This is a genomic window from Micromonospora sp. NPDC001898 (assembly GCF_042891255.1).
Taxonomy (GTDB): Bacteria; Actinomycetota; Actinomycetes; order Mycobacteriales; family Micromonosporaceae; genus Micromonospora.
Map to the genome: position 1 here is coordinate 381,897 of NZ_JBIATC010000005.1, position 16,414 is coordinate 398,310.

General features: G+C 68.6%; 10 protein-coding genes, 2 tRNA genes and 1 pseudogene. 9 read left to right on the forward strand and 4 right to left on the reverse strand.

What is annotated here, in order from left to right:
• Positions 1-6: 6 nt before the first annotated feature.
• From ACFYZF_RS14800 to ACFYZF_RS14810, 3 genes are all read left to right on the forward strand, one after another.
• A complete protein-coding gene (locus tag ACFYZF_RS14800) occupies positions 7-4,320 on the forward strand; it encodes a toxin glutamine deamidase domain-containing protein (RefSeq protein ID WP_387020158.1) in 4,314 nt (1,437 codons plus the stop codon).
• Between the two features lie 8 nt (positions 4,321-4,328).
• Positions 4,329-4,766 (forward strand): hypothetical protein, encoded by a 438-nt coding sequence (locus ACFYZF_RS14805; RefSeq protein ID WP_387020159.1) that lies wholly within the window; start codon positions 4,329-4,331, stop codon positions 4,764-4,766.
• 211 nt (positions 4,767-4,977) lie between these two features.
• Positions 4,978-5,050, forward strand: a tRNA-His gene (locus ACFYZF_RS14810).
• Between the two features lie 58 nt (positions 5,051-5,108).
• Here the strand turns inward: ACFYZF_RS14810 and ACFYZF_RS14815 are convergent.
• Positions 5,109-6,407, reverse strand: a complete 1,299-nt coding sequence (locus tag ACFYZF_RS14815; RefSeq protein WP_387020162.1) for an Ig-like domain-containing protein — start codon at positions 6,405-6,407, stop codon at positions 5,109-5,111.
• Positions 6,408-6,619: 212 nt separating this feature from the next.
• Positions 6,620-7,891 (reverse strand): Ig-like domain-containing protein, encoded by a 1,272-nt coding sequence (locus ACFYZF_RS14820; RefSeq protein ID WP_387020165.1) that lies wholly within the window; start codon positions 7,889-7,891, stop codon positions 6,620-6,622.
• 186 nt (positions 7,892-8,077) lie between these two features.
• Here ACFYZF_RS14820 and ACFYZF_RS14825 point away from each other — a divergent pair.
• Positions 8,078-8,153, forward strand: a tRNA-Lys gene (locus ACFYZF_RS14825).
• 230 nt (positions 8,154-8,383) lie between these two features.
• Here ACFYZF_RS14825 and xerC read toward each other — a convergent pair.
• Positions 8,384-9,919: pseudogene (gene xerC / locus ACFYZF_RS14830) on the reverse strand (tyrosine recombinase XerC); the annotation flags it as partial.
• 110 nt (positions 9,920-10,029) lie between these two features.
• Here xerC and ACFYZF_RS14835 point away from each other — a divergent pair.
• Positions 10,030-10,194, forward strand: a complete 165-nt coding sequence (locus tag ACFYZF_RS14835; RefSeq protein WP_387020168.1) for a hypothetical protein — start codon at positions 10,030-10,032, stop codon at positions 10,192-10,194.
• A gap of 1,113 nt (positions 10,195-11,307) precedes the next feature.
• Here ACFYZF_RS14835 and ACFYZF_RS14840 read toward each other — a convergent pair.
• Positions 11,308-11,745, reverse strand: a complete 438-nt coding sequence (locus ACFYZF_RS14840) for a helix-turn-helix domain-containing protein (RefSeq protein WP_387020171.1) — start codon at positions 11,743-11,745, stop codon at positions 11,308-11,310.
• Positions 11,746-12,266: 521 nt separating this feature from the next.
• Between ACFYZF_RS14840 and ACFYZF_RS14845 the strand changes: the two genes are divergently transcribed.
• From ACFYZF_RS14845 to ACFYZF_RS14860, 4 genes are all read left to right on the forward strand, one after another.
• Positions 12,267-13,133: a MinD/ParA family protein gene (locus tag ACFYZF_RS14845; protein WP_387020174.1), complete on the forward strand. Its 867-nt coding sequence runs from the start codon at positions 12,267-12,269 to the stop codon at positions 13,131-13,133.
• Between the two features lie 82 nt (positions 13,134-13,215).
• A complete protein-coding gene (locus ACFYZF_RS14850; protein ID WP_387020176.1) occupies positions 13,216-13,530 on the forward strand; it encodes a hypothetical protein in 315 nt (104 codons plus the stop codon).
• Positions 13,531-13,542: 12 nt separating this feature from the next.
• Entirely contained in the window at positions 13,543-14,250 is a 708-nt protein-coding gene (locus ACFYZF_RS14855; RefSeq protein ID WP_387020179.1) for a hypothetical protein, read from the forward strand.
• 40 nt (positions 14,251-14,290) lie between these two features.
• Positions 14,291-16,405 (forward strand): hypothetical protein, encoded by a 2,115-nt coding sequence (locus ACFYZF_RS14860; protein WP_387020182.1) that lies wholly within the window; start codon positions 14,291-14,293, stop codon positions 16,403-16,405.
• Positions 16,406-16,414 lie beyond the last annotated feature (9 nt).

Sequence of the window (16,414 nt, forward strand, 5' to 3'; positions counted from 1 at the left end):
ACCGCTGTGAGCCTGCTGCCGAGCCCGATCCCGCACCCCCTCGACTACTCGCCGTGGGAGCTGCCCGGCTGGGTCTACGAGGCCCTCGACTGGGTGATCGGCGTGGAGTGGCCGGAGGGTGACGAGCGAGCGGTCTGGGACCTCGCCGACCAGTGGTACGGCGTGGCCGAGGCACTGACGGGGCCGCGCGACGACGCGGTCGCCGCCGCCGGTGAGGTGCGGAGCGGTTACGGCGGCATCGGGGCGGTCGCGGAGGCGTTCGACGCCGCCTGGCGGCGGGTGGCCGACGGCGACGAGGCCCCGCTGCCGGTCCTGCTGGCCGTCAGTGGCGACCTCGGCCGGCTGGTCGAGGAGTGCGGGTGCGACATCGAGGGGGCGAAGCTCGAGGTCTGGATCGAGCTGGGCATCCTCGTCGTCGAGCTGCTCTCGTTGGCCGTGGCGGCGGTGCTCACCGCAGGCGCCGCCTCGCCCGCTGCCGGAGCCGCGATCACCGCGAGCCGGTTCGTCGTGCAGCAGATCTTCAAGCGGCTGATGGCCCAACTGGCCCGCAAGACCCTCAAGCAGGGCCTGAAGGAGGCCGGTGAACGCGCCGCCAAGCGGGTGGCCGAGGGCGGCGTGCGGGGGCTGGCCCGCAAGGCGGCGCTCGGCGGGCTGGCGGAGGCGGCCGAGGAGGCCGGGGTCACGCTCGCCACGCAGGCGTACCAGAACACGACCGGCCGCCGGAACGGCCTGGACCTGGCGGACGCGGGAATGTCCGCGCTCGGCGGCCTGGCGGGCGGGGCGGTGGCGCCGCTGGCCGGTCTCGGCCGACACGCGACCGGGCGGGCGGCGCGCGTCGGCGAGCACCTCGGCCGCGAGATGACCGGTGAGATGATCGCCGAGCAGGCGGCCCGCCTGGCCACCGGCCAGGGCCCGATGTCCCTGGAGGACGCGGCGCGGGCGGCGGCGTCGGGTGCCACCGGATCGGCCACCGGCCAGACCGACGCGGCGCTGCACCATCGGCTGGACGGCCGGATGGCGGCCCTCGCCGGGGCGTCCTTCGCCCCGACTGACCTCGGAGCCGTGTCGGTGCCGACGACGCCGGACGGTGCACAGCTCCCCGCCGCCGGGATGACCGTCGGAATGACGAGCAGGGAGGGTGACCAGCCTCAGCCTGTGGACGGTGGCGTTCCGTCCGAGCGCGTGGTCGCTGCCGCTCAGTCACCGGCCACCGCCACGACGCCCGCGCAGGCGCAGGCGCCCTTCGTTCCCCCGGTTGACACCCCCGGGCTCCCGGCGGCGCCGGTCATGTCCGCCATCACGGTAGATCCCACGGTCGGCCTGCCGGCCTCACCGCAGAGCGGCCCCGGTGCGGTGGACGCAGCAGGGCCCGCCCACCCGGTGCTGTCGTCGATCCCGGCCGACGCCGCACAACCCGGGAACCGGGGCGTGGAGACAGGCCCGCCGGCAGCCGCAGGCGGCACCCCATCGACCGCCAGTGGATCGAGCCCCGTTCCACTGACGGGCGCGACGTCGACTCCGCACTCATCGCCGATCTCGGCGGCGTCCGGCGTGAACCCGACCACCCTCCCACCGGTGGTGTCGGCGTCGCCGTACGGCACCGCCAGTCCGTTCGGCGCGACCGGGCAGAACAGCTCGGTCACGGGACACGATCCGACTCCGCCGCCCCGGTTGCCCCCGCTGGAGACCGGGCACCCGCATCCGCGTCCGGCTCCGCAACCGACCCCGCAGTCCGCGCCGGAGCCCCCCGATCCCGCAGACCCCACCGTTCCCGTGCCGAGGTCACCCGAGTGGTATGCGGCGCAGTGGGCTGCTGAGCGCGAGGCGTTCGACCGGCGTCGGTACCGGGACTACTTCCAGCGGCAGCGTGCCTGGTACGAGGACAAGCGGCGACGCGATCGCGCGGCCGAGCTTCGTGAGGGGGCTGAGCAGCACTACGAGCAGGCGCGCTGGCTGATTCGCGAGGCGTACGGCCTGCACCGCGCAGGCCGCAGTGACCTCGCCGACCAGTTCGTCCGGGACGGCCGGCAGGCGGAGCGCCAGCACCACCGGCAGATGACCCTCGCAGAGGAGGTGCTCGCCGGAAGGGCCGCCCCCAAGGTCGTCGAGGTCGACAACCGTGAGGACTTCGAGCGCATCAACAGCGACGACCCCTCCCTCATCGTCGGCGTCGTGGAGGGCGACGGCCCTTCGGCGCTGACCGGCGACGACAATCCGCCGCCGATCGACCGGTCCCGCCGCTACGGGCAGTGGGGCGGGCTGCGCCCGCCGCTGGCGCTGCATCAGTCGGACCTCGAACAGGCTGTGCCCCGGGACGCCGGTGGGCGGGTCATGCGGACCGCCGACCCCCGGCGGGGCCGCTGGTTCCGGCTGGCCAACGACGGCGGTCCGGCCGCCGACCCCACCCGGGGCATCAACTGCCTGGACTGCACCCTATCCTTCTACGAGACGTGGATGCACGGGCGTCCTCGGGTCTCCGCACCCCGCACCTTCGACGGGTACGCCGTCGGGGACATCACCCGGCCCCTCGGCGGTGAGATCGATGGCCCGGGGCGGGTGGAGGACGCCACCGGCGGGCGCTTCCAGAAGGTTGTAGGCCCCGATGAGGAAGGCCTCCCGGGTGATACGTGGAGGGCGGTGAGCCGAGGGTTCGGCAGCCTGGAGGGCCGGTTGCGGGCCGGCGGTCACGGCAGCTACGCGTTTCTCATCACCACGTACGAGGGCGGCGGATCGCACGCCTGGGTGGCGCTCAACCAGAACGGGAGCGTGCTCTACCTGGACCCGCAGAGCGGTGCCGTCTCGGACATGCCGCTCTACACGCACAGCAGCAGGCCGGCCCCGCACAACGTGACGGGCCTGGACGCCCTGATCCTCGGCCCGGACGGCCGTCCCATGCCGCTGGCCGGCGCAGGGCCGGGGACGTTCAGCCAGCGGGCCGAGGTGTCCGATGAGCCTCCCGCACCCGTGCGGGAGCGGCAGCCTGGCCCCGACGACCCGTCAGACGACGATCTGTACATCAACCGGATGCACCTGCTCGAAGGCCCAGCAGCGGTTGATCCGGGGCCCCGGAGACCCGAGAAATCGGGGCGTCCGAAGGACTTCCCTCCCACGTCTGGCGAGGGCGAGGCGGATTCTGAAGGCGACAGGCTCCGCCAAGCCCGTAACGAGGCCCGGGATCACAGGTTGGCGAGTGGGATCTCGCCGAAGCGTGTTGTCGCTGCCAGCTCTGATCTCGATCAGGTATTCGCCGCCGGTGTCACACCGGCGGAGCTCGCGTCCGAACTGGACGGGGCCACCTTGCGACGGCTCGTGCCGCAGCTGGACGAGGCGGCAGCTCAGGATGTTGCCAGGCTCCTCGCGGACCATCGGGTACGTCAGATGCTGGACGACACCTGGCGAGTTTCATCAATCGGCGAGCCGTTACTCGCCGAGATGCTGGTAGGGCACATGGTGCAGCAACCGAACCTCGCGCGGATGATGTTGGAGACGCCGGAGTTGGTCGTGTCCCTGACCGCGCGTCCAGAGACGCTGCATCATCTTGCGAGCTATGAGCGTGCGATCGGCGTACTGGAATCCGTAGCGGTCGAGGTCAACGGGCGCGATCTAAATTCGATGGCCGATGCGAGTCCGCCAAAGCCACGGCCCACGCCACTGAGCGCCGAACAGCGAGAAATCAGCGCGAGTGTTGATCTGGGGTCCAGTGATCCGGCGCAGCCAGGTTTCGACCAGACGCGGCGCGCAGATGTCGAATACCAAGCCGAGTTTCTCGAACGCCTCTACCAGGCTTCGGTGCCCGCGCAGGAAGAGTTGGTGACGCTGGCCCAGGGCCTTGCCCATGATGGGGACCGGGTGGTCGGTGCGGCGGGCTGGCGCCCGAGGCCCAAGGGTAGGCAACGCGCGGAGGATAAGATAAGAAAATACCAGGGTGACGTATCACGGTTGCTCGATCTCGCTGCGGCGAAGGTCGAGTTCAACTCGCTGGGTGATGTCTACAAGGCCCTCGAGCGGCTGCGTGACAATCCCAGAGTTCAGATCGTCGCTTGCGACGACCGGTTCCAGGCTCCACAGAATAGTGGCTATCGGGACGTTCAGTTGGTGCTGAGGATGTCCAATGGGCATCTTGCGGAGTTTCGGCTGCACTTGGCAAGCATGGACGAGGTGGCTGCCTGGGAGCACTCTCTCTATGAGGTTAAGCGAGACCTTGAGGCTCTGGCCCGTCAGGATGGCCGGAAGTTGAACTTGCGAGAGCGGGCGATAGTTGACGGTATCCTTGAACGCCAGCAGCAACTTTTCTGGAACGCGCTAATTTCGTCTCTATAGGAAGCCAAATGAGACCTGTGCCCGGCCTGATTCTTCCCTCCTATTATCGCTATTACGCCTCGCCGGTGAAGATTGTTGCTTCATCCGATGGTGGTATCCGGGTATGGCGGGTCTCCATCGACACAGGCGGCTGGCGGCAGGAAAACGAGATTTTCGAAGAGATAGCCTTTGCCGTCGGTGGTGAAATCTTCACGCTTTCACCTGACCGGTTCGTGCAGGAGGTGGAAGCGTATCGAGGACGGCATCTGTCAGGGAAGGGGCCGATTTTCGCGCTCTACGAGACAGTCGATGCAATCATCGGCGCGGAGGCGCGAGAGGGCCGCCGCCTCACGGAGCGAGAGCAGGCGCTGGTGCGCGGCATCAGGCGGAAGACCTTCGTCTTGTTCGAGGAGCAGTTGCAGCAGGGAGGTGATCCTGGGGCAGACCCAACCATCGCCGCTCCCTAGTCCGGAACTATCCGGCGGGGGATCTCTCGATCAGTCGTTCTGGCCGCGGAAGTTGGCCCCTCCCCGAGTCCGCGCCCACCAAGATCCACTAACGGTGCTTGAGGGGTGCCCCCGGAAGAGAGCGGGGCGGGGAACCCGGTGGACGCGGATGGCGGGGGTGTGGCTATTATTAGTCCGCACGCCGCCCGGTCCAGCCGGCGCGGGGAGCATGGTGGCTGTAGCTCAGTTGGCAGAGCACCGGGTTGTGGTCCCGGTTGTCGTGGGTTCAATTCCCATCAGTCACCCGTTGCACGAAGGCCCCCTCCGCACGGAGGGGGCCTTCGTCGTATCCGGGGCGGCCGGTCAGGTGGTCGGCTCGGCGCTGGGGGTCTCGGCGGTGTCGCCCGGGGTGGCCTCGGCGCTCGGGGAGGCGGCGGCGTCCGGGTCGTACGGAAGGGCACTGCCCTTGACGTACTCGTCCCAGCTCATGTTCCAGTCGGTCCAGCCGTTGCCGTTGGCAAGCTTGCGCTCGGTGCCCTTGACGGTGATCGGGTCGCCGATCCGGGTGTTGGCGAACAGCCAGGCGCCGTTCTTCATCGAGACGTTCACGCAGCCGTGCGAAACGTTGACGCTGCCCTGCTGCCCCTCCGACCAGGGGGCGGCGTGGATGAACTCGCCACCCCAGGTGAGCCGCTGGGCATAGTCGATCTTCGTGCGGTAGCCCTCCTCGGGGCCCAGTTCCTCCATGGTGTCGAAGACCGTCTTGCGCAGCTTCTCGATGACGACCATGGTGCCGCTGGAGGACGGGGTGCTCTTCTTGCCGAGGCTGACGGGGATGGTCTTGATTGCCTTGCCGTCCTTGGTGACGGTCATCCGCTTGGTCTTGTTGTCGACCGTCATGATCACCGCCGGGCCGGTCTTGACGTCGACCGACAGGTCGGCCCGGCCGTACCAGCCGTCACCGAGGGGCAGGCCGCCGGCCTGGATCCGGTACGAGACGGCAGTGCCGGCCTTCCAGAAATTCTTCGGCCGAAACCGGATCTCGGTGGGGCTGACCCAGTGCCAGATCCCCTCCTGGGCGGGCGTGGAGGTCACCGTCATCCGGAGCTGGACGTCGTCGCGGTAGTCCTCCGGGACGGCCCGGCTGAACTTGACGATGAGCGGCATGCCGACGCCGACGACCTGGCCGTCCCCGAGGAAGCTGCTGATCCGGACCTGCTTGCTCGGCTTCGCCATCGTGGTGAAGGTGCTGGTCGCCTGCGCCGGCTTGCCGTCGTCACCGGTGGCGGTGACGGTGGCGGTGTAGGTCTCGCCGTACTTCAGGGTGCCCTTCGGTAGCCAACTCCCGCCATCGGCGGCCACGTTGCCCTCGACGGCCCCGCCAGCGGAGTCCTTCAGCTCGACGGTGGTGTCCTTCGCGTCCTTGGTGGTGAAGGCGACGCCGGTGGACGCCGGCACGTCCTTGGCGTCGGCCGCGGGCCCGGTGATGGTGGCGGTGGCCTTCGGTGCGCTCTCGCCGCCGCCCTGCCAGGCCGGCGACTCGCCCCCGCCGCCCTCGTTCGTGCAGGCGGAGGTGACCGCCAGTACGGCGGCGAGCAGCCCCGCCGCGAACATCCGGCGGCGGCCGTCCCGCCGGCTCAGCTGGTCCTGCGTCGCGCGCATGATTCCCTCACTGTCGTGGTGCCCCGGTTGCCATCGTCTCTCACTGACGCACGGGAACGCGTACCCGTTGCGGGGGGTGAAGAGAAACACGCGGACCATCATGTCCGAATGCTGATAAAATATCGACCTTTGCGAGCGCCGTTCCTAAACGGCAGGGAGGGCGGGGCACCCGACTTGTCGGGTGCCCCGCCCTCCCTTGGGCGGTCGTCGCGTCAGGCCAGATCCGGGCCGGAGCCACCCTCCGGCACCGGCAGGGCGCTGCCCTTGACGAACTCGGCCCAGCTAAGGCTCCAGGCCGTCCAGCCGTTGCCGGCGGCGAGCTTGCGCTCGGTGCCCTTGATGGTGATCGGGTCGCCGACCTTAGTCTGCGAGAAGAGCCACTTCGCATGCACCGTCGAGACGTTCACGCAACCGTGCGACACGTTCTGTCGCCCCTGCACGTGCTCGGACCACGGCGCGGCGTGGATGTACTCGCCGCCCCAGGTGAGCCGCTGGGCGAAGTCGATCTCCGTGACGTAGCGGTTGGCCGGGTTCGGATCGTCCCGGGTGTCGAAGGTCGTCGACTCCTTCTTCTCCATGACGACCATGGTGCCGCTGGAGGACGGGGTGCTCTTCTTGCCCAGGCTGACCGGGATCGTGCGAACGACCTGGCCGTCCTCGTAGACGGTCATCTTCTTGGTGGCGTTGTCGACCTTCATGACGAACGACCGGCCGATCTTGGCGGTGGCGCTCCGGTCGACGTTGCCGTACTTGCCGTTGCCCAGCGGGATGCCGGCCAGCGCGATCCGTACGGTGATTGTGGTGCCGGCTTTCCAGTACTCGGGTGCCCGGTAGTACGCCTGCGTACCGTTGGAGACCCAGTGCCAGGCACCCGGCTGCGGCGGGTCGGTGCGGACGAACATCCGCTTCTGCACCGCCTTCCGGTCCTTGGCGGGGATGCCCGGGTGGAACTCGGCGACCACCGGCATTCCGACGCCGTACGTCTTGTCGCTGAACAGGTAGAGCCCGGAGGCGATCGTCGACTTCGGCTTGGCCATCGTGGTGAAGGTGCTGGTGCCCTGCCGGGTCTCGCCACCCTCGCCGGCGGCCGTGACGACGGCCGTGTAGCGGGTGCCGTACTTCAAGGCGCTGTTCGGAACCCACGACGAGCCGTCGGCGCGCCAGCGGCCCTCGACCTTGCCGCCGTTGGCGGCGGTGAGGGCCACATCGGTCACCTTGCCGCCCTTGGGAATCTTCGCGGAGATCTCGGCGCTGACCGGCCTGTTCTTGGCACCGTCCGCCGGGCTGACCGTGAGCGGCGGGCCGGCACTGGTGGCCGGCTCGGCCGGGGCCGTCCCTGATTCTGCGGCGACGCTGCTGCCGACGGAGGGGGCAGCGTCGACGAACTCCGCCTTCTTCTGGTCGTCTCCGCACCCGGTCAGTGCCAGCGACGCCATCAGGCTCAGGGCCCCCACCCTGGCCCCGACCCGCGCGAACCTGCCCATTTCCACCCCTGTTCTCGCGTCCTGGCGGACATCGTGCCGCATGAGGGCCAGGAAGTATCGCCTGCCTGCAACCTGAGGCGATGATTCGAGAGTGTATGTCCGGTAAGCCTGCCCGAAGGGGGGAGCCGGGTATCGGGTTGGAGCGCGCTCCAGAGGGCATGCTAAGGTTCTCCCCGTTGCCAACGAGCGCCGCTAGCTCAACTGGCAGAGCAGCGGACTCTTAATCCGCGGGTTCGGGGTTCGAGTCCCTGGCGGCGCACCATGTTTGACCTGCGCGTTCTTCCCTGAGGGAAGGGCGCGCAGCGTCGTTTTCGGCCCGTGGGGGACCGAAGGGGGACCGCCCGTCCCGGTGGCCGCCTCCGGCACCACTTGAACGGCGCGCGGGATGGTCTGGGCGACCCTCTCGGCCTCCGCTCGGGCCAGCCGGGGAGACACGCTGGAGTAGGTGTCCCGGGTCAGCACGCTCGACGCGTGCCCGAGTTCCTCCTGCACGACTTTGATGTCGACACCCGCTTCCAGAGCGTGCGTCGCGGCACCGTGGCGCAGGTCATGCAGGCGGATGGGCGGCAGCCCGATGGCGGCAACCCGTTCGTTGAAGGTCTTGGTGACCTCGGCGGGGTGCAAGGCGCTGCCATCGGGATTGGTGAAGACGCGCCCCGAGTGGACCCAGGCGCTACCCCACTGCAGCCGCTCCGCGATCTGCCGCTTCCGCCACGCCTCGATCACCGCGTTCGTTGCGGAGTCGACCGTGACGATGCGCCCGCCCGCGTCGCTCTTGGGGGTGTCCGCCTCGACCGCCCATCCCAGTTGTACGAGCTGCTCGGAGATGATCAGCGCGTGGGACTTCGAGTCCAGGTCGATCCACCTGGCGCCACATGCTTCTCCGCGGCGCAGGCCGCGATAGGCGATGAGGTGGTAAAGCGGGTACAGGCGATCCCGGTAGACGAAATCCAGGAACGCGCCGGTCTGATCCGTGGTCCAGACCATGACCGGGGAGGGACGCTCCGTCTCGTCAAGCCGGTCGAGTTCGACCACCAGCCTGGCCATGGCGGAGGTGTCATGGCGTTCCTTGGCCGCGTGCAGCTCTGCCACCACCAGGACGCGGCGGGCCCGGTTCTCGCGCCAAGCGGCGACGTTGGCGTCCGTCCACATCCGAGCCTTCGGTCGCTTGCCCGACTCCAGTTCGACGAAGGTCGCTGGATTCACTGTGATCAGCTGCTCGGCCTTGATGGCCGTGTTCAGGGCGACGCGGAGGGTCGCCCTGATCCGCTGCTTGGTTGCCGGCCCCACGACCCGTCGGCCCTTCACCTGGGCGCGTTGCACCGGATCCCCAGACTTGCGTGCGGCGCGGATGAACTCGTTGGCGGAGTCGATCTGGTCGAACATCTCCGAGATGTTCACGCCGCGCGGGCGGTCAAGTGGCAGGTGCCCGAGGTGTGGCTTCAGGTAGAGCCGGATGTGCGACTCGTACGACCGAATCGTCCCCTTCTTGATCTTGCGGCCAGCGATCCACCGCTCCAGCCACTGGCCGACCGTCGTGGTCGCATCGATTACCTGTCCCGTCTGGTGGCGCCGTCTCGTCTCGTCGTAGTTCGGCAGCGGCTCGTTGTTCTTGAGGGCTCGTTTGATCGCGGCCAGGATGTCCTGCCTCGATTGCTCGCCCCCGACTCCGGGGTCCGGGATCGAGAGCAGCAGGTCGACCTGCTGCAGAGCGTTCTCGGCCTCGGACTGCTGGGCCCAGCCGCCGTGCTTGAGGCTGCGTCGCGGGCTGCCCGCAGGCACCGGAAGCTCGCGCTTGAAGTACCACTGGCCGTGTCGCGGGTTCCATGCACCGTCGCGTCGGCGTAGCGCCGGACAGGTTGATCCGAGCTCCCGTCCATCGCCGTCTCGACATCGGCATCTCTTGAAGAGCGAACCAGCCATGACTCTCCTCCTAGTCTGGTACCTAAATAGGTACCCATTGTGGTACAGCATACGCGGAAGTGGAATCCGCGGGTAGGTGCCGACCGCTCGGTGTCGCTGTGGCATGGTCGACACGATCCGTTGTCCCCTGGCTGGGAGCCCTGATGCCAAGACGTCGCGCCGCGGACCCCGCTCTGCCGCCGCTGCCACAGAATTGGGAGAAGCGTGATCGGCAGGTGAAAATCAGACTCACCGCGACGGAAGTGGCCAGGCTTGAGGAGCTTCGCCCCGACATGGCCGTGGCGGGGATCGTGGCGCTGCTCGTCGACGACGTTCTTGCCAACCGCTATCGCCCCGCTTGGTCCGTGCCGTTGGAGGGTGGCGAGCCCGCAGGTGAGTAGAAGTTTCTGGGGGGTCCTATCCGTGGCAGGTCCGTTGCCCCCTCCCGTACGGACATCGGTTCGCAGCCTTCTCGGGCTGCGGTAATGGGGTTGGACTATGGGGTGGAGCGCCTGAGTTGAACGATGACCGATGTTTCACCTAAAGTTGCTCGATGATTGCAAAGCTCCCCATGCGACAGGCAGTGATCATCAATACTCAGTCGTCAGAAGTTCTGTATCGAGGTGCCGGGTAAACGGTTCGTTTTCTCAATGGAGCGGTGCGGACCTGCCGCAGTTGGGAAAGGAGCAGTAGCCATTGGCTCCCTGGACGTATGGGTGGTTCTGGCTGGTGTTCGTCGAGCCTCGCGCGGTGGGGCGATGTTTGGTGTTTGAATCCGGTCCGGTGGTCGGACCAGGTTTGTCCGGCTGTCGGACTAGCGCTAGTTCTGTGGTCGAACCAACTAGCGTCTGTGGGGGTATTCGAAGGCGATAGGCGGTCCTTGCTTTTTTGCGGCGGGCGTCGTCAACCTTTGGTCTGAACCGTGTGACCCAGCCCAGCACCTCTAGCCGGTTGAGCCAGACGGTGATTGTGGAGCGAGCCATTCCTGTTGCCAGTTCGAGGTCTGTCAGGCTCGGTGAGAACTGCGTCGGGATTACTGCGGTTGAGGTGTCTGTCCACGTTAAGAGTGTGAGGATAAGGTGGCGTCCTGAAGGGCTGAGGCGGCAGTCAGCGTCTCGAACTGCGCGCTCTACGGCCCATCGCTCTACCATGCGATACGTCCTTCCCGTCGCCGCTTGCGGCCGTGGCTCCCTGATTCCGTCTGGCACCCGAGCCTCGTGACCGTAGTGGTGCGATCCTGTTCTGGCCAGGCGCGGAGCTGCTTGTCGCGCGGGCTTGGTCGCTCGGCGGCGGCGATGACCTGCGGTTTCCGTTTTTGCGGGGATGCGGCCACGATTGGCCGCATCGGCGGGTGAACGGGGGCCGGCTGCTAACTGGGAGGGCAGTGGCAGGCAGGCGTGGACGTGCTCGACCGCCGTTGGCGGTGGGAGAGCGACCTTGTTGGGTCGGCTGTCGATGCCAGGCTTGTCGACCGGGGTAGGGCTGTCTGGCTGCTGGGCTGCGGACTGCCTTGGTTACTCGCTCGTGTGCCCGTGCTTGCTGGTAGGCGAGTCGGGTGGCGTCTGGGCGGCCTGCTCCATGGTCAGGATGTTCTTGATGATCGCGGCGATGCCTTCACGTGCTCCGGGCGACAGCTTTTCGATGGAGCGTGTGAGCACCTGGACATCGGCGCTGCTCTGTGATGAGTCGAGGAAGAAGGCTGGCGAGACGCCGAAGAACTCGGCCAGGGCCGTCAGTGTCGCGGCTGTGGGGTTGTTGTGCTCGTCGGTGCGCAGTCTGCGCAGGGTTTCCGGAGAGATGCGATGACCTCGGGCTTTGAGTGCCTCAGATACCTCGGCGTCCGTGTAGGGACCTCGGCCCTTGGGGTGGTGGTAGGCGTACAGGTATCGAAGCCGGTCTCTGATGAGTGCCGGGCCGGAGCCACCTGGTGGGTCCTCGTGCGGTGCCGCCATGACGCCCCAAACTGCGACTGGAGTTGGTCGTAACCCAACTTTATGTGGAAGTTCCACGCCGGCTGTGCTTAACTCTCAGTGCCCGAGCCACACCAAGTTGGACAGGTGCCAACTTGGTGGGTTGAGGGTAGCGCATCGGCCGGCCTCACTGGAGGGGCTTGTGGGGCTCCGATTCGCTTCGTTGGAAGACCGCGAAGCCTTGCGGTGACACGGTCTCCGACGGGCCTGCTCGTGTGGTCGACGTCCAGGTCGTGACAGTAACGGGGGACCGGCCCGCGGCGACGACATCGCGTCGCCGCTGGCTTGTGCTGTACGGCGAGCCCTCGGGGGAGGCGGACGTGTCGGATCCAACGACTGGCCGAGCAGGCCACCTCGCCAGCACCGCGACCTCTTCGGAGGTGTCGGACGGCGAACGGGGGAGGTTGGCGGAGCGGGCAACACCCGCTCCGCCAACCGAACCCCGCCAGTCCACGGCGCACCGCGCGAGTCCGGAGGGCGTTGCGCCCTGGTGGGCGCCGGGCGTGACACAGGGACCGCGGGAGATTCCGCGCGAGTTCGGCGGTGGCAGCCGAGTCGAGTCGCTGTGGCTGCGTATGTCGTCGCTGCGCGCCGGCTGCCCCTTGGTGAGCGTGTCGTCAGCCGATGGCGGTGTGGGGCGCTCGACGCTGACGGCGGCGCTCGGTGGGGTGTTGGCGCTGGCGAGTCCCGCTCCGATCGTGGCGGTGGATGCGACCGGACGTGCGTGGGGCGGTTTGGGTCACCGTGTAGTCCGAGGTGGCTCGGCGTCGGCGTGGGACGCCAGCGTCGCCCAGCAGCAGTTGGCCGATCCGCTGATCGCCGAGGAGCTGATGTACCGAGGGCCGACTGGCCTGCGTGTGTTGGTCGGTGAGAGCCGGATGACGGTGCGGCGGCGTCCTCCCACCTGGTCGGAGATGTTCGGTGTGATCGGCCATCTGCGGTCGGTGTACGCGATGGCGTTGCTGGATCTTCCTGCGGCGGACAACACCCCGACGTGGCGGGCGTTGGGATGGGCAACCGTGCCGGTACTGGTAACCCGTGCCACCGTCGATGCCCTGCAACACGCCATGCGGCTACTGGCGCATCTGAAGGCAGCGGGACTGGACCGGGTGGCGGAGTCTGCCGTGGTTGTGGTCATGACGACTACCCATTCCACCGCGCGGGAGGTTCGCGCGGTCGAGCACCTCGCGCGGCAGGCGGCGACGCATCTGGTCCGGGTGCCCTTCGACCCGGTGCTCGCGCGTCCCGACCCGCTCGATCCTCGGTCGCTGAGCAAGGCCACGCGAACCGCGTTGACCGAGGTCGCTGCAGCGGTTGTCGACCGCTGTCCTGCTGCCCCTGACCCGCGCGAGGGGGCTCCTGTCGCCTGAGGACGGCGACTTCTACGGGGAGGAACTGGTTGTGATCGTGAATTGGGTAGCGGCTGTGTTGACGGCGCGGGCGCCTGCGGTAGTGGCAGTGCTGGCGCCTGATCCGACGCCGACGCCGTCCGGCGGGGGGTTCGACTTCGGCCGGATCAGTCCGGACCCGGCGGCGGTGCCGCGTTCGGATCTGTTCTACAAGCTCGCCAACGCGGCGCTGTTTCTCGGCGTGATCTCTGCGGTGGCGGGCCTGGCGGCTGGTGCGATCGCGTTCGGCATCGGACCGATTTTCGGCGCGCACATCATCAGCGATCGAGGCAAGTCGATGATGTGGAAGGCCGGTCTGGTGGCGATCGTCGTGGGGTCGGCGACGTCGATCATCGCGTTCCTGCTCAGCGAGATTTAGGAGGTGTCCCGCGTGCGGGAAACGGGTTACAAGACGACCGACGGTCGGCGTGGCGGGGTGACGGTGTTTCTGCTCCTCGTGGCCGTTGTGGTCGCGGGGACTGCGGTCTTCGTCGCGGGGCGCGCCAGCGCACCGGAGCGGGCTGCGCCGGTTGGCTACAGCGATCGGCTGGTCAGGGGAGTGCCGGTCGGTTTCGCTGGGACGCCTCGCGGGGCGGGTGACGCGGCGGCGGCGTACGTGGTGGCGGTGTCCGCTGCGGTGGGCCGTCCGGAGGCCGAGCGGCAGGGGCTGATCGACATCATCGCTGTGGACGGTTCGGGCCCGGCGGTGGTCGAGATGATGGGCGCGGGCACGCCACCAGCCGGCAATGCGGGGATCTCCCAGACGGTGGCCGCGCGGGTGTGGGTCGCCGACGTGGACCTCAACGCCCAGGTGCCGGCCGGCGCCGAGGTGACGGCGCGGCTGCTGGTGTGCGCGCTCATCGGGTCGATGACCGATGGTGTCGTCGCGGGCCCGGAGACGGGCCTGGCGGGTGGCTGGTACGTGCAGTCGGTGACGGTGCGGTGGATCCAGGGCCGTTGGCGGGTGGTGGCCGTGCAGCGGCCGGTGCCGGTGCCGCCGCCGGACCAGCGGGGCGCCCGCCGTGACGGCGGCCCGCGGGACACCCAACCACTGCTCGACGTGCTCAGCGCACGCTCGTGGGTACCGGGAACGGTCTGAGCCCATGACGAGGTTGCACTCGCTGCGGCGTGGAGTCGGCGTGGCCGTCGCCGTGCTGGTCCTGGTGGGCTCGGTGACCGTCCTCGCCGGTCCGGCCGTAGCGGCGCCGACCCCGAGCCCCGCTGCGTCGACCCCGGGTGAGCCCTGTCCCGCGCCGCCACCTGCCGACGTACCTGTTCCGCCGGGCGGGGAGCAGGCAACTCCGCAGGTGAACTGGTGTCTGCCGTGGGCGCGCTGGGAGGCAGGCGACGGTTGGGTCACCTACTGCGCGAAGGCCGCTGGCGCGGTCGAGCAGGAGCGGTGCGACGCGGTGTCGCTCACGGTGCAGTCACCGCCGCCGGAGGGCACGCGATCGGTGCTCGACGAGCGGCTGCCAACGGGCGGAGCCCCGCCGGTGAGGTGCGAACGATTCGCCGACCGCGCGAAGGAAGATCAGGGCAACGCCGAGCGGTGGACGGCCAAGCAGCACCGCTGCGAGGCCCTACGCGCGTCGCTGCTGCCCTTTTCCTCTCTCAAGCCACCAACTTGCAAGACCCTCGATGTGAGCTGCAAGGTCGGCGAGCAGGTCAAGCAGGCCGCGAGGTCGGGGTTCGAAGGGTTGACCGACATCGCCGTCGCGGGCTTCGCCTGGGCGTTGGGCAAGTTGGCCGAGGTGGTGTTCGAGCAGTCCTCCGCGGTGCCGGACGAGCCGTTCTACGGCGTCTACAACGACATCTCCGGCGTCCTGATCGTGATGGTGCTGCTCGTCTTCCTCATCTCCACCGCCATCAACGGGCTACGACTCAACGGCCCCGGTCCCTTGTCCACCCTGGGTGGGTTGGTGCGTGCCCTGTTCGGGATCGCGTTCGCCGGCGGTATCGCCTACATCCTCATGGCCGCCTGGGACGAGGCGACCGTGGCGCTGATCGCCCGCAACCAGCAACGCGACTGGCAGCCGAGCATGTGGGTCGACGCATTGAACGCGCTGACCGCGGACACCGGCACGATTCTGCTGGCCTTTGTCATCGCGGTGATCAGCGTGATCGGGCTGGTGCTGGTGTTCGTGATGCTGCTGTTCCGTTCACTGCTGGCCGCTGGAGCGGCGCTGTTCGGGGCGATGGCGATGACCGGTCAGGTGATGGCCGAGACCCGCTCCTGGGGCCGCAAATGGTTCTGGACCTGCAACGCCCTGGCCAGCAGCAAGTTCTTCATCGCCGCGTTGTGGATCTACGGCACGCGCACCACCTACGAGAGCGACAACGTCATCAACGTGCTGCGCGGCATGTTCATGATCATCCTGATGGTGCTCGCGCCGTGGATCCTGCTGCGGCTGACGAGCATGTGGGACGGCTACCTGGCCGACATCGACGCGCGAGGCTTTCTGACCTCCGCAGCCAGCGCGGTCGGTATGGACGCCGCTGCCCGACGCCTCAGTGGCGCCCTCAGCGGCGGTGACGACAGCAGCGAGGGTCCGGATGCCGCATCGTTGATGCAGGGCAACGCCGATGCCATCCCGACGAATCCCACCAGCGATGCCGGCCCGCGTCCTGACAAGGTCCCCGAGGCGGTGGAGGCACTGCACGGTCGCGGTGACGCAGAACAGGTCGGGCAGCCCAGCGGCGAACCGGAAACCGGCCACGAAAGCGGGGAGAACGCGCAGGAGGCCGAGGGGGTCGAGCGCGACTCCCGCACCGCCCAAGACGATATGGCGAAGGGACAGCTGTCCGCGCCCGGCGACGCGGCCGATCAGGCGGCGCTGCCGGTCACGCCGAACGCTGTCACGCAGAAGGCCACCGGCGCGGATACCCCGGCATCCGGCAGCCCAGCTGGTCAGGACGGCCCGCAGCCACACAGCGGCACCGGCGCAGCCACTTCCCCCGGCGCGACACCGCCTACCAGCTCGCCGTCCCCGGTGCCCTCGCCCGGTGTGACGTCGCCTGCCAGCTCGCCGCTCCCGTCGCCGACGCCCGACCCGACGCAGCCTGCCAGCACGCCACCTGCCAACACCACGTCGCCGTCGCCTGGTGCGACCGGGCACGGCTCGTCGGAGGCCGCCGGCGGAGCGTCCAGCGGGAATCCGCCGGCGCAGGGCGACGCCGCTGCCGGCGCGGGCGCCGGTCGTGCGGGGGGCGCCGCCGCCGGCGGTGCCGCCGAGCTACCCATCGTTCCGGTCTAGGTGAGGAGA

What these genes read in the sequence shown, in the direction of transcription:
- ACFYZF_RS14805 (WP_387020159.1), top strand. Translation starts at nt 4,329, where the DNA reads ATGAGACCTGTGCCCGGCCTGATTCTTCCCTCCTATTATCGCTATTAC.
- ACFYZF_RS14815 (WP_387020162.1), bottom strand. Translation starts at nt 6,407, where the DNA reads ATGCGCGCGACGCAGGACCAGCTGAGCCGGCGGGACGGCCGCCGCCGG.
- ACFYZF_RS14820 (WP_387020165.1), bottom strand. Translation starts at nt 7,891, where the DNA reads ATGGGCAGGTTCGCGCGGGTCGGGGCCAGGGTGGGGGCCCTGAGCCTG.
- ACFYZF_RS14840 (WP_387020171.1), bottom strand. Translation starts at nt 11,745, where the DNA reads ATGGCGGCACCGCACGAGGACCCACCAGGTGGCTCCGGCCCGGCACTC.